This window comes from Streptomyces sp. CB09001 (assembly GCF_003369795.1).
In the GTDB taxonomy this organism is placed as follows: domain Bacteria; phylum Actinomycetota; class Actinomycetes; order Streptomycetales; family Streptomycetaceae; genus Streptomyces.
The window spans coordinates 7,528,239-7,540,660 of the sequence record NZ_CP026730.1; the positions used below are offsets into that span (position 1 = coordinate 7,528,239).

Annotated in this window: 14 protein-coding genes and 3 pseudogenes; 10 read left to right on the top strand and 7 right to left on the bottom strand. The window is 71.2% G+C overall.

The window, feature by feature from the left end; all coding sequences use genetic code 11:
• The first annotated feature begins 22 nt into the window (after positions 1–22).
• Complete coding sequence (locus C4J65_RS34645) at positions 23–898, top strand: glycosyltransferase (RefSeq protein WP_115746019.1); 876 nt, start codon at positions 23–25, stop codon at positions 896–898.
• Positions 899–1,001: 103 nt separating this feature from the next.
• On the top strand, positions 1,002–1,130 hold the full coding sequence (locus tag C4J65_RS37140) for a hypothetical protein (RefSeq protein WP_275898180.1): 129 nt from the start codon (positions 1,002–1,004) through the stop codon (positions 1,128–1,130).
• A 94-nt stretch (positions 1,131–1,224) separates the two neighbouring features.
• Here the strand turns inward: C4J65_RS37140 and C4J65_RS34655 are convergent, their stop codons facing one another.
• Positions 1,225–1,809, bottom strand: a complete 585-nt coding sequence (locus C4J65_RS34655; RefSeq protein WP_115746780.1) for a YrhB domain-containing protein — start codon at positions 1,807–1,809, stop codon at positions 1,225–1,227.
• A gap of 107 nt (positions 1,810–1,916) precedes the next feature.
• On the opposite strand from C4J65_RS34655, the gene C4J65_RS34660 reads away from it, so the two are divergent.
• Both C4J65_RS34660 and C4J65_RS34665 read left to right on the top strand, forming a co-directional pair.
• Positions 1,917–3,413 (top strand): sensor histidine kinase, encoded by a 1,497-nt coding sequence (locus C4J65_RS34660; RefSeq protein ID WP_240330582.1) that lies wholly within the window; start codon positions 1,917–1,919, stop codon positions 3,411–3,413.
• 7 nt (positions 3,414–3,420) lie between these two features.
• Positions 3,421–4,101: a response regulator transcription factor gene (locus tag C4J65_RS34665; RefSeq protein WP_115746021.1), complete on the top strand. Its 681-nt coding sequence runs from the start codon at positions 3,421–3,423 to the stop codon at positions 4,099–4,101.
• Between the two features lie 33 nt (positions 4,102–4,134).
• Here the strand turns inward: C4J65_RS34665 and C4J65_RS34670 are convergent.
• Positions 4,135–4,782 (bottom strand): annotated as a pseudogene (locus C4J65_RS34670) (phosphatase PAP2 family protein); the annotation flags it as partial.
• Positions 4,783–4,878: 96 nt separating this feature from the next.
• Entirely contained in the window at positions 4,879–5,541 is a 663-nt protein-coding gene (locus C4J65_RS34675; protein WP_115746022.1) for a maleylpyruvate isomerase family mycothiol-dependent enzyme, read from the bottom strand.
• A 155-nt stretch (positions 5,542–5,696) separates the two neighbouring features.
• Between C4J65_RS34675 and C4J65_RS34680 the strand changes: the two genes are divergently transcribed.
• The 3 genes from C4J65_RS34680 to C4J65_RS34690 all read left to right on the top strand — a co-directional run bounded on the left by C4J65_RS34680 (position 5,697) and on the right by C4J65_RS34690 (position 7,918).
• Positions 5,697–6,236, top strand: coding sequence for a GNAT family N-acetyltransferase (locus tag C4J65_RS34680; RefSeq protein ID WP_162833494.1), 540 nt, complete (start codon positions 5,697–5,699; stop codon positions 6,234–6,236).
• A 67-nt stretch (positions 6,237–6,303) separates the two neighbouring features.
• Positions 6,304–7,107, top strand: a complete 804-nt coding sequence (locus C4J65_RS34685; protein ID WP_115746024.1) for an SAM-dependent methyltransferase — start codon at positions 6,304–6,306, stop codon at positions 7,105–7,107.
• A gap of 355 nt (positions 7,108–7,462) precedes the next feature.
• Positions 7,463–7,918, top strand: a complete 456-nt coding sequence (locus C4J65_RS34690; RefSeq protein WP_115746781.1) for an SRPBCC family protein — start codon at positions 7,463–7,465, stop codon at positions 7,916–7,918.
• 119 nt (positions 7,919–8,037) lie between these two features.
• Here C4J65_RS34690 and C4J65_RS34695 read toward each other — a convergent pair whose 3' ends face one another.
• The 4 genes and pseudogenes from C4J65_RS34695 to C4J65_RS34710 all read right to left on the bottom strand — a co-directional run bounded on the left by C4J65_RS34695 (position 8,038) and on the right by C4J65_RS34710 (position 10,332).
• A complete protein-coding gene (locus C4J65_RS34695) occupies positions 8,038–8,478 on the bottom strand; it encodes a VOC family protein (protein WP_115746025.1) in 441 nt (146 codons plus the stop codon).
• Positions 8,479–8,669: 191 nt separating this feature from the next.
• Positions 8,670–9,086, bottom strand: a complete 417-nt coding sequence (locus C4J65_RS34700) for a hypothetical protein (protein ID WP_240330583.1) — start codon at positions 9,084–9,086, stop codon at positions 8,670–8,672.
• Between the two features lie 52 nt (positions 9,087–9,138).
• Positions 9,139–9,501 (bottom strand): annotated as a pseudogene (locus tag C4J65_RS36940) (hypothetical protein); the annotation flags it as partial.
• Between the two features lie 174 nt (positions 9,502–9,675).
• Positions 9,676–10,332 carry a TetR/AcrR family transcriptional regulator gene (locus C4J65_RS34710; RefSeq protein ID WP_162833495.1) on the bottom strand — a complete coding sequence of 219 codons (657 nt, stop codon included), beginning with the start codon at positions 10,330–10,332 and terminating at the stop codon, positions 9,676–9,678.
• Positions 10,333–10,465: 133 nt separating this feature from the next.
• Between C4J65_RS34710 and C4J65_RS34715 the strand changes: the two genes are divergently transcribed.
• The 3 genes and pseudogenes from C4J65_RS34715 to C4J65_RS34725 form a co-directional block, all read left to right on the top strand.
• Complete coding sequence (locus C4J65_RS34715; protein WP_115746028.1) at positions 10,466–11,476, top strand: hypothetical protein; 1,011 nt, start codon at positions 10,466–10,468, stop codon at positions 11,474–11,476.
• A 91-nt stretch (positions 11,477–11,567) separates the two neighbouring features.
• Positions 11,568–12,089 (top strand): GNAT family N-acetyltransferase, encoded by a 522-nt coding sequence (locus tag C4J65_RS34720; RefSeq protein ID WP_115746029.1) that lies wholly within the window; start codon positions 11,568–11,570, stop codon positions 12,087–12,089.
• 63 nt (positions 12,090–12,152) lie between these two features.
• A pseudogene (locus tag C4J65_RS34725) lies at positions 12,153–12,305 on the top strand (recombinase family protein); the annotation flags it as partial.
• Between the last annotated feature and the right edge of the window lie 117 nt (positions 12,306–12,422).

Here is a 12,422-nt window from a genome sequence, read left to right on the forward strand (position 1 = left end):
AGAAGCCGATCGGAGTTCACCTGTGAGTCGCACTCGTCTGGGGATCGCGATCCTGACCATGGGCAATCGCCCCGCCGAATTGCAGGCGTTGTTGGCCTCGGTGGCCGGTCAGACATGGCCGGCAGCCCGCATCGTGGTGGTCGGCAACGGCTGTGCGCTGCCGGAGCTGCCCCCGGGCGTGGACGGAGTGGAGTCGGAGGAGAACCTGGGGGTCTCCGGCGGCCGCAATGTGGCCATCGAGCACCTGCGGGCGTGCGGAGACGTGGATGTCGTGGTCGATCTGGACGACGACGGGCTGCTCGTGGACAGCGGCGTGTTCGCCAGGCTCGCCTCGATGTACGAGGCCGATGAGCGGCTGGGGATCGTGTCGTTCCGGATCGCCGACGAGCACGGCCGCACACAGCGCCGGCACGTACCGCGGCTGCGGTCGAAGAACCCGATGCGCGGTGGTCGGGTGACCACGTTCCTGGGCGGCGGGCACGCGCTGTCGATGCGGATGCTGGACCGGATCGGCGGCTGGCCGGACGCGTTCTTCTTCACGCACGAGGAGACCGACCTGGCATGGCGGGCCCTGGACGACGGGTGGCGGGTGGTGTACGAGCCGTCGCTGCTGCTCCAGCACCCCTGGACGTCACCGGCCCGGCACGCCGTCTACTACCGGATGACGGCCCGCAACCGGGTGTGGCTGGCCAAACGGCGCCTGCCCGCACCCCTGGTCCCGGTCTACCTCGGGGTGTGGACCGCGCTGACGCTGGTGCGGACCCGCTCGTGGAGCGGGTTGCGGGCCTGGGCGGGCGGTTTCGCCGAAGGGGTGCGCGCGTCGGGCGGCGCGCGTCGACCGATGCGGTGGGCGACCGTGGCACGGATGACGCGACTTGGCCGACCACCGGTCATCTAGCGGTGCGTCGGGGGGCAGTCGGCAGGAGAGACGCGGTCCGTGGCGCAACCGCACGTGACAAACCGGGCGACGTCGGCGCTCACCCCCGGGATACTGGTCGCCCATGGATGAGGTCGAAGTCGTCGTCGCCCATTCCGTTGCGAAGCCTGCCGGCGGTTCGCTGGCTGATCGAGCACGGCTTCGACCGTTCGCGCCGGGCTGTGAGGTCGACGTGCTGAGAGCCCGGATGTGAGCCCCCGGCACCGATCAGGCCCCCGTCGCCGAGATCCTGTCGGCGGTCCGAGCACGTCAGCCCCCCCCAGCACCGCGGGCGACGGGCGCTCCCGTCAGGCCTCGGGTCCGTGACCGGCCCTGGTCTCCGCCCCGTTGAGAATCGTCTTCACCGCGAGCACCGGGTCCACAGGCACCACGAGCGCCTTGTCGGCGACGGCCACGAGGCGCGCGGGTGCTTCACCCTCCAGCAACGCGCTCACGTACTCGATGGCCTCCGCAGGCGAGAGCGCGGGCAGTCTCCGGCGGAGCGTCCGCGCCGCTCGCAAACGTCCCCGGGCCGAGGCGACTTCGCCGAGCACATCGTGCAGATCGTCCACCGCGGTACGCACGGGAAGCCCACGTATACGGCCCCGATAGTCGTCCTGCCACGCCCCGGTCACCGCGGACACGACGCCGACCTGGTGCAGCCCCCCGTCGACACGGTCGACCAGGTACGGCCCGTTGCCCACCAGCATGAACTCCGGGTCCCCGGTGCGCACGAACTCCTCGGACGTCCAGTACACGATCCACACCAGTTCATGTTCCTCGACGTCCACCACGGCCATGCGTAGTGCCTCCGCGCCCGAGGCGTGCCGCCGTTGACGGTCGCGCTCCAGCTCTTCCTCGACGGTCCGGACCGCCGCTGCTCTCTCGATCACACCCAGCAGCATCCCCCGTGCGCCCAGGACCGGCCGGCCCCGTGGGGCAGACCAATGGGACTTTCGACAGTGGTCGGCCGCCGCACGAGGTCCGTACCGTCGCCTGCGTGGACAGCACACTGACCGACAGCGGGACGGCAACGGCGCCCGAGAACGCGCTTCTGCGGCGGGTACGTGATTGCGGGACCCTTCTCACCGCGGCCACCGCCGTGGCCGCCGGCCTGAGCGTGACGAACCCGTGGTGGGCGGTCCCGACCGCCGTCACCGCGTTCCTCGCGGGACGGCGGCCCGGGCGGACGGCTCCGACGGCGCTCGCCCTGGTCGCGGTTCTCGCGGCCGGTGTGACGGCCCTCTCCGTCGTTCCCGCCTGGCTCCCGCTGGCCGGCCGGTTCGTGGCCGTGGTGGTCGCCGCCATGATGCTGCCCTGGTTCGCGGGCCGGTTCTGGTGCCAGTACCGCCAACTCGTCCGGGCCGGGTGGGAGCGTGCCGCTCAACTGCAACGCGAACAGCAACTGATCGCCGACCAGGCGAGGTTGCGGGAGCGGACGCGCATCGCGCAGGACATGCACGACGTGATCGGCCACGACCTCAGCCTGATCGCCCTGTCGGCCGGCGCGCTCAAACTCGCGCCGGACCTCGCGGAACACCACCAGAGGGCGGCGGCCGACATCCGCGCCAGGGCCGCGGCCGCGGTGGAACGCCTCGGCGAGGTGATCGGCGTCCTCCGGGAGGAGACCGGCACGAGGGCGATCGAGCCCGACGACCCCGGCCTCATGCGGTTGACGTCCGAGGCGTCCGAGGCCGGCCTCCCGGTGGAGCTGCGCGTCGACGGCGAGGCGGACGAACTGCCGCCCGTGGTGGCGCGGGCGGCACACCGGGTGGTGCAGGAGGCCCTGACCAACGTGGCCAAACACGCGTCGGGCGCGAGGACGACCGTTCACGTGACGCATACGGCAACCCGGACGGACGTTGTCGTGGAGAACGGCCCACCGCCCTCCGCCGACCCCCTACGGACCCGGCCCGGCATCGGAGGGCGCGGCCTGATCGGCCTCCGGGAACGTGTACGGCTGACCGGCGGCTCGTTCGACCACGGACCCCGTGACGGAGGCTACGCCGTCGTCGCGCGCATCCCGCACCATCCCTCGCCGCCCCTGTTCCCGCCCGCGCCCGCGCCCGCGCCCGCGCCCCCGCCTTCGCCGCGCGCGCTCCCGGCCTCCCGCGACGACGCCCTGCCGCGGGAACACCGGCGTGCCCGGCGCAGGGCCGGCCGGACCCTGGTCGCCGCGGCCATGGTGCCCCTGGTGACGGCAGCGCTGCTGAGCGGGGTGCTCATGGTCTGGGAGACCCGGTCGGCGGCACGGTCGGTGCTGGACCCGCGTGACTACGCCCGCCTGCACGTGGGGCAAGATCGTTCCGAGGTGCGGCGCCTCCTGCCGGAACGGCAGACCGACTACCGGCCGCCGACCGACGAGCCGACGGGAGAGGGCACGACGTGCGAGTACTACGCGATGACGGCCGACCGGTTCGACGACCGGTCCGGCGACGCCTACCGGCTCTGCTTCCGGAACGACACCCTGGTCTCCCTGGGGACGGTCGCCCCGTGAGCGCGCGATGATCCGGGTGCTGATCGCCGACGACGAGCCGATGATCCGTGCCGGGGTACGCGCCGTCCTCGCCACCGCCACGGACATCGACGTCGTCGCCGAGGCCGCCGACGGCCACGACGCCGTGGAACTGGTGCGACGGCATCGTCCCGCGGTGGCCGTACTCGACATCCGCATGCCGGGCCTCAACGGCATCGACGCCGCCGCGGAGATCCGCACCGTCGTGCCGGGCACCGGCGTCATCATGCTCACGACCTTCGGTGAGGACGACTACATCCTCCAGGCCCTGGGCGGGGGTGCGGCCGGTTTCCTGATCAAGTCGGGCGAGCCCGAGGAACTGATCACCGGAGTCCGTGCGGTGGCCGGGGGCGCCGCCTACCTGTCACCGCGGGTCGCGGCCCGGGTCGTCGCGCACCTCGCCGCCACGGGCGCCGGCACCCTGGCCGGTCGGCGTTCCGCTGCCCGTGACCGGATCGCCGCCCTCACCGCCCGGGAACGAGACGTACTGGCCCTTCTCGGCGGCGGTCTGTCCAACGGTCAGATCGCCCGGCGGCTGCATGTGGTGGAGGGAACGGTCAAGGCCCACGTGAGTTCCCTCCTGGCGAGGCTGAGCGTAGACAACCGGGCCGCCGCCGCGGTCGTCGCCCACGAGGCCGGGATCATCGCGCCGCAGCCTCCCCACTCGTGAGGCCGCACCTTGGGCCGCGGGCCAGAACACGAGGAGCACCGCCGCCACGACGGCGCCGCCGAGCGTCGCACCGGCGAGCACGTCGTGCGGGTAGTGCACCCCCACCAGCACGCGCAGCAGCGCGGCAGCCACGGCCAAGGGCAAGGTGACCACGGCGAGCCGGGGCCGCAGGACGGCGAGACCGACGGCCAGCCCGGCGGCCAGGGTGGCGTGGTTGCTCGGGAACGACCAGTCCCCGGGGTCCGGGCACTCCGCGACCGCCGCGGCCCCCGCACCGAGCACACGGCAGGGACGCTCCTCGTCCACCACGAGTTTCAGCGCTTCACTGGCCGCGTAGGCCGCGACGGTGCCGAGGCCGATCAGCACGGCCCCGGCGACCCCGCGCACGTCCTTGCTGCGCACTGCCGTCCACCCCGCCCACAGCAGCAGCACTCCGAGGACCACGAGCGTGCCCTCGGTGACCGCCTCCAGAGCGGACCCCGCCCACGACGGCGCGTCCGCCAACGCTTCCGCAACCGACCGGTACGCCGACGCCGAAGCCCCGCCGGTGACCTCGACGGGACCGGCCCGGCCCAGCCCGCCCGGCGACAGCCACGCGATCACTCCTGCTCCCGTACCCAGGACGGCCGACGCACCGAGCAGCCGGCCGGCCAGGGCCCTCTTCCGCGGTTCTCGTTTCATGAGCCGAAACGTAGAAGCGCGCACACCTGGACACCCGGGCCGAACGACAACCCCGGGCCTTGACGATCGTCGGGGTTGACAGCACGTGTCCCCGGGTCAGAGACCCATACGGCTCCGGAGGAGTTCCACGCCGTCGCCTTCGAGATCGTCGCAGTAGGCCGCGCGCCCAGTCATGGCCATGACCAGTGCCAGGGTGCGACCGGACACGAGAGGTCCGGAACCGGTCGCGAACGGGCCGTCGTCCGCTACGAGTCGCAGGCCACCGATGCGTCCCCTGGCAACGACGACGAGGTCCGAGCCCCGGTAGTACTCGGCCGCCGCCGTGACGACAGCGATCGGGTGGTCGCGGCGGATGCCCAGCGGGCGCCGGATGTCTTCTCCGTGCACGATGGTCTCGCCCAGCATGGCGATGGCGGGAAGCGGAGGCTTGGTCGTGCTCGGGACGACGCGCCGGAAACGTTCCAGGGTCTCGCCCGGGGTCGCGCCGAGCTGCTCGGCCAGCCGCATGGCCACCTGCTTGTCGAAGTCGAAGCGACAGCGGATCACCCCGGCCAGCCAGCGCACGGAGTTGAGGCTCGCTCCCGCCGTGAGGTGTGCCAGCACCTCACGCGCCGACAGGCCGGCGCAGAGCGACGGCGTTGCCCACTGGCCGTCCGTCAGGTCGGTGAGATCGGCCGCCAGCGCCGCTCGCTCGGTGCGGATCGAGGGCCAGACCCCGGTCTCGCGACCGGGGTCCGCTGTCAGTGCCGGATCGGTCATGTGGCCTCGACTCCTGTCCAGGGTGGTCATTTGCATGCCCCCGGCCCGAACGGGCGGCGTCCGGCAGAGGCGTTCCGAAGGAGACTCCCGCTCCCGGGGAAAATCATCGCCCGTGAGCGATGTCCGGTGTCTGCCGGGCTTGTTAGCCTGCGCCCATGTCAGACCTGGGACCCGTCGCGTGGCCGCCCGTACCGATCAGAACCGCGAGACTCGTGCTCCGGGAGCCCGGGGCCGGGGACCGTGCGGCGTTCGTCGAGCTGCTGGCGTCGCCCGAGGTGCACACCTACCTCGGCGGGCCCCGCCCCCGTGCCGAACTGGAGCGTGAGCTGCCCGGGACACCCGAGCGGTGGCCCGGGAGTTTCGTCGTCGACCTCGACGGGGAGATGATCGGCCAGATCCTGCTCAGGCGAACACGGGAGCACTGCTGCCCGGTCGCGGTGGGGAAGGTCGATCTGGGCTACCTGTTCCTGCCGCGGGCGTGGGGACTCGGGTACGCGGCCGAGGCGTGCGCGGCGGCACTCGACTGGTTCGACGGCGTTCTTCCGGGCGAGCCGGTGGTGCTCAACACGCAGACCGCCAACACCGGCTCGATGCGCCTGGCGGCGAAGCTGGGGTTCACCGAGGTGGAGCGGTTCCGGGCGTGGGACGCCGAGCAGTGGCTGGGCCTGCGGCCCCCGCCCACGCCGTCCGTCTGAGCCGCGCGGCGCCGGGGAAGTTCCGTACTTCGCTCCCGGCCGTGCAGCCTTGTGTGAAGCTTTGCCTATGACTGATCCGCGTGACGAAGTCAGGGCGCGACTGCAGACCGACCGGCCGCACTCCGCCCGGGTCTGGAACTACCTGCTGGGAGGCAAGGACAACTATCCCGTCGACAGCGAGGCCGGCGACGTCATCCTGACGACGTTTCCGGAGTTCGCCGCCGTCGCCCGCCTGCAACGGCGGTTCCTGGCACGCGCGGTACGCTTCCTGGCCGGCGAGGTCGGCATCCGCCAGTTCCTCGACATCGGCACCGGACTGCCCACCGCGGACAACACGCACGAGCTGGCCCAGCGCATCGCGCCCGAGAGCCGCATCGTGTACGTGGACAACGACCCCCTCGTCCTCACACATGCCCAGGCACTCCTCACCAGCAGCCCGGAGGGCGCCTGCGCCTACGTCGACGCCGATGTCAAGGACCCGGAGCGGATCCTGACCGCGGCCGCCAGAACCCTGGATCTCAGCCGCCCGGTCGCGCTGACCACCCTCGGGATCATGGGACAGATCTCCGACGCCGAGCGTCCCGCGGAGCTGCTGGACACGCTGATGGCGGCGCTGCCCCCGGGCAGCTATCTGGCTCTGAGTGACGGCACCGACAACAACGAGGCGCTCAACAGGGCGGTCGAGGCCTACAACGCGCAGTCGGCCAACACCTACCACCTGCGCTCCCCGCAGGAGATCGCCTCCTTCTTCACCGGACTGGACCTGGTGGACCCGGGAGTCGTCGCCACGGCTTCCTGGCGCCCGGACGCAGGCCGTCCCGAAGAGCCCACGGCCGACGTGTCCGTCTGCGGGGTAGCGGTCAAGAACTGACGAGGTCGAACGCCTGAGCCGCATGCCGGGATCGGTGATCGGCCCCGAGCGGGGGAGGCTCGCCGCGGACCGGCGGCGGGGCCTCGCCCAGCGGTTCTCCCGGATCTCGAACTCCATCGCACCCCCTGAGCTGGGGTATTGCGACGACCACTAGAACTTACGGCCCCGCGGGGGCTGCCTCGCCCGGACGGCCCCATGCCTCGGCGCGTTCCCCTGGGCCGTCGAAGCACCGGGCTAGTGTCGACGGGCACGCCGCAGACCGCGGACCATTCTGTTCTCCTGTCCCACTCCACCCCGCCCCACCCCGCCCCGCACGGCCCCGTCGTCGCCGTCGTCCCGAGGGAGCGTGTTCAGCTTGGCCCGGAACCGTCGTCTGATCCTGAGTACTCCGGCCGAGGTCTGGAGCCTGCTGTCCGACGGACACCGCTACGGGGAATGGGTGACCGGCACCCAGCGGGTCCTCGCCGCGGACGCGCACTGGCCCCAGGTGGGCGCCCGGCTGCGCGTCCGGGTCGGAGCCGGCCCGCTGGTCCTCGACGACACCTGCGTCGTCCGTATCTGCGAACCCGAGCGCCGCCTGGAACTGGAGGCGAAGGCCGAACCGTTCGGCGCGGCCCGCATCGCCATGAAGCTGGTGCCCTGGGGCGACGCCACGCTCTTCGTGCTCGACTGGCACGCCTTGCGGGGCCCCGGCATCCGGATGCACGGACTGCCCGTGGACTACCTCGTCGAGGTCCGCAACGGCATGATGCTGACCAAGCTGGCCCGGATCGCGGTCCGGGAGCACGACCGCACGCTTCAGCCGGGCTGAGGGCAGAGCGGCTCGACCCGGTCCTCCAGAAGGCGTGCGGTTCTGACAGAAGGCGTGCCGTTCTGACCTCGCCGAGGTCCATCGGCCTGCCTCGCCTCGCGCGCCATCCCGCAGCGCTCTCAGCCCAGTTGTTCGGCCAGCCCGACGATGATGCCGTCCGGTCCGCGGAGGTAGCACAGCAGGTAGCTGTCGCCGAACCGGGCGATCTCGCCGACGAGTTCGGCGCCGTGAGGGCGCAGGCGGGCGATGGTGTCCTCAAGATCGTCGACGGCGAACATGACACGGTGAGTGCCGAGGATGTTGTGTGGCCGGTTGCGCGGCCCGGCGCTGATCACCGCGGGGTTGTGGTACTTCGCCAGCTCGAGTCGGCTGTGACCGTCCGGCGTCCGGACCATCGCGATGTCGCAGCGGACCCCGTCGAGTCCGGTGCACTGGTCGGCGAACGGGCCCTCGATCTCCGCTCTGCCCTCCAGCTCCATACCGAGTTCCACGAAGAACGCGACGGCGGCATCCAGGTCCTCGACGACGATGCCGACGTTGTCCATCCGCTGAATCCCCATGCTGGTCTCCTTCTGCCTCGAGCGGCCGGAAATGGCCGCCCATGTGCCTGGGACGGAGCCGACGGCACGATCTCGACATCGCGACGGCGGCACCACTTGTCCCCGGGCCGCGACAATAGGACATGGGGCAGGACAATCGGGCCGATGAGGGCCCCTGACCCGGCATGGGTCTTTGGTGTCGTGCGCCGGGGTCACATGTAGATCGTGGACAGGTAGATCTCGTCCACTCCGGTGATCCCCTTGATCCCGTCCGTGCCGGCCGAGGGGTCGACGTCGAACTCGATGTGGTTGTCGCCCCAGCCGGCCGTCGCGACGGTCGAGATCTTGACACCGGAGGCCGTCTTCCAGCCGATGTCCCACATCACGAGGACGGCGCCGAACGCGGTGCAGTGGAGGTCGCCGTAGGCCCGGGCGGAGCCGTCCTCGTTGACGCACACGGTGATCGTTCCGTAGCCCTTGCTCACCTCCTTGGTCTCGGTGACGCAGCCCGGCGTCGCCGACGCGGTGGCGGCCGGCGCGGTGACGGCCGAGGCGGCGGGTGCGGCGGCGACGGACGCGCTGCCGAGGAGAACTGCGGAGAGCAGGGCAGGGGCGAGCTTCTTCTTCACGGGATGCCTTCCACCGAACATGACAGGGTCACCGTGAAGCTAGCCGCAGTCGTTATCGTCGGAATATCCGGACCTTTCGGACCGGACTCCGTGTCGCCGCGCGGGCTTCGGTGAGGGCTCGCTGCCTGAGGTTGCCGCCGAACAACCGCATCATGGCGGCGGCCAAGACGTCATTCCTGCCGATGGTCCGTCCATCCGATGGCCCGTCCGCCCCCGCCGCGGGTGGCCACGGCCCCGGGGGAATCCTTGTGCAAGGGGGCGGGGGCCGGTTCGCCCGACATCACTCGGCCGACCGTACCGAAACGTTTGACCCGCCCTCGCGGACGACCGTGGCCGCGTCCCGGGCGAGGTCCGTCAGGAACACGCTCGCGATTCCGTCCAGGTCGCGGACCATCGCCGGGACGGCCGACGTTCCGGGCGTACATCGGAAGAAGCGCGCCCTGCCGGCGAAGTTGTCAGAGGCTCACACTTCACCAGCGGACCCGCTCTCTGCCCCGTCCTCCGCCGAAGCGGCACCCGGTGAAGCGCGCCGCTACCTGGTCCCGTCAACGGCTTCGGCACGTCGCCGATGCCCGGACCTGCCTCGGTGTCACGGTCGCGTGCCTTGCTCCGCGGCGTCGAACGCGGGCGCGAGCGGGGCCAGTGTCGTGCGGAGCTGGTCGGGCAGCGAACCGGAGGGCACGACCAGTCCTCCGGCGGCGAAACGCCCGGCGGACGACGCGATTCCGGCAGGCCGCAGCCAGGCCTCCAGCGCGATGCGCACCGCCGCGGTCACGCTTGCCGCGAGGACGCGGGCCGTGTGGGTTTCGGTGTCTCCCAGGCGTTCGGCGATCACCGCTGCGAGAGGAAGCTCGATGCCGGCGGTGCTGTCGAGGAACGCGTGGCGCAGCGCGGTCCAGGTGGTGATCAGCAGCAGCGCCCGGTGGTCGCGCTCGCCGGTGTTCGTGTACTGCTCGACCACCGCCTCGGTGACCGCGTCGACCAGGCGAACTCCTGCGGACCGGGCCGCGACCGCCGCCGCGATGCGCGCCTCCCGGTCCGCGGTCACCGCGGAGACGATCGCCTGCTCGCGGCTGGCGAAGTAGTTGTTGTAGGTGCGGGGCGAGACCCCGGCCGCCTCGGCGATGTCCTCGACCCGTACCTGGTCCGGTCCGCGCTCCACGGCCAGGCGGAGAGCTGCTTCGCGCAGCGCCTCGCGCGTGGCCTGCTTCTTCCGCTCCCGCAACCCTGGTGGTGGTGTCGTCACCGGGTCAGCGTCCCACGCGTGACTGCGTGCACGCAAACTTGCGTACCCGTAAATTTGCGTACACGCATGTTTTCTGTCAGCCTCGACCCGCCGGGGCGACAGAGAGGACAGCGGCAGCATGCGAGCAAGAGGAATGACCTACGACACCGGATTCGTCGTGCACGGCCGGACATCCCGCGAGCACTTCGACCCCGCGGTGGTCCGGCGCGAGCTCGCCATCATCCGCGACGACCTGAACTGCAACGCGGTCCAGATCATCGGCGGCGACCCGGACCGCCTGGAGCTGGCCGCCGGTGCCGCCGCCGAGCTCGGCCTGGAGATCTGGTTCTCGCCCTACCCGCTGGAACTGGATCCTGAGCCGATCCTCACGCTCTTCCGTGACTGCGCGGAGCGAGCCGAACGGCTCCGGCAGCGGGGAGCCACCGTCGTGTTCGTCGCGGGGGTCGAGCTGAGCGTGATGAACCGCGGGTTCCTGTCCGGGGACAGCCCCGAGGAGCGGGTCGGGCTGCTGATGCGCCGACCCGAGCGGCGGGCCGAAGCGATGCGCGAACTCGGCGTGCGCATCAACGCGTTCCTCCGCGAGGCCGCGGCCACGGTCCGCGAGCGCTTCCAGGGCAGGCTCACCTACGCATCCATCCAGTTCGAGCAGATCGACTGGGCCCCGTTCGACATGGTGACGTACGAACTGATCCGTTCCGCCGAAGTCGCCGACCGTTTCCGAGACGCGGTGCGCACCCTGGCCCAAGGTCCGAAGCCGCTCGCCATCACCGGGTTCGGCACCGCGGCCTACCGCGGTGCGGGAGACCGTGGCGGGCGGGTGCTGGAAGTGGTTGAGCACGATCCGGAGACCAGGGTCCCGGTACGGCTGAACGGCGTGTACGAGCGGGACGAGGCCGGCCAGGCCGCATACCTGAGCGAACTGCTGGAGATCTTCGAGACCGAGGGCGTGGACAGCGCGTTCGTGTTCCTGTTCGCCCTGCCCGGCTACCCGCACCGTCCGGACGGTGACCCAAGGGACGACTTGGACCGGGCCGGCCTGGGCATCGTGAAACTCCTCGAAGGGCACCGGGGACAGACCTACCCCGACATGGAATGGGAACCCAAGGCCGCCTTCACTGCCGTGGCGCAGCGGTATCGGCGGTGACGGGCCCCGCGTACGGCAGCGAGCACGGCCGACGCTGTGCGCACGGCGTCAAGCCGGAAGAAATCCGTTGTCGCACCGTCGCCGAAGTCGCATGCTTCGGGGTGTGACCACTGCAGACGACTTCCCCTGTACCACCGTCACCACGCGTGTGACCGTACGCGATTTGCTGCCCGAGGACGTGCCGGCGTGCACGTGGTCCGGCTCGGTCACCCACCTGCGCCACGTAGAGCGAGAGCTGACACGCGCTGCGGCGGGAGAGGTGGACTACCTGGCCGTCTGCACCCCCGTAGACCTGCCGGTGGCGATCGGCGGCATCGACTATCAGGTCTCCAAGGGAGCCGGAACCTTGTGGCAGCTCGCCGTCCTGCCGGCGCTGCAGTCCTGCGGTTTGGGAACGCTGCTCGTCCGCGCTGCCGAAGAACGAATCCGGTACCGCGGGCTCCGTAGGGCCGAACTCGCTGTGGAGGAGGACAACCCCCGGGCCCGAGCCCTGTACGAGCGCCTGGGCTACGTCGCGTACGGCCGCGAACCGGACGCTTGGGACGAGGAAGGACCCGACGGATCGATCCGTCGCCATGAGACCATGTGCACCCTCATGGGAAAGAGCCTCTGAGGGCTTTGGAGGAGATGTCCGCGAAGGAGCCCCCGCCTCCAAAGCCCAGGGACGGCCCTCGACTACCTGCGCGAGAGCGACACCCTCGTCGTCCCGTCGCTGGACCGGCTCGGCCGCTCCATCCAGGACCTCATCGCGATCGTGTCCGGCCTGCGCAAGCGTGGCGTCGGCTTCACCTCGCTGCACGAGGCGCTCGACACGACCACGCCTGGCGGACCTGGTCGCGGCCCAGGTCGCCGCGCACGCACCGGTCCTATCGAAGTGGCGAGTCAGCGCCCTGGGCGACAACGCGGTGGCGGACGGCTGCATGGCCGTCGGCTACGACCGCCTCAC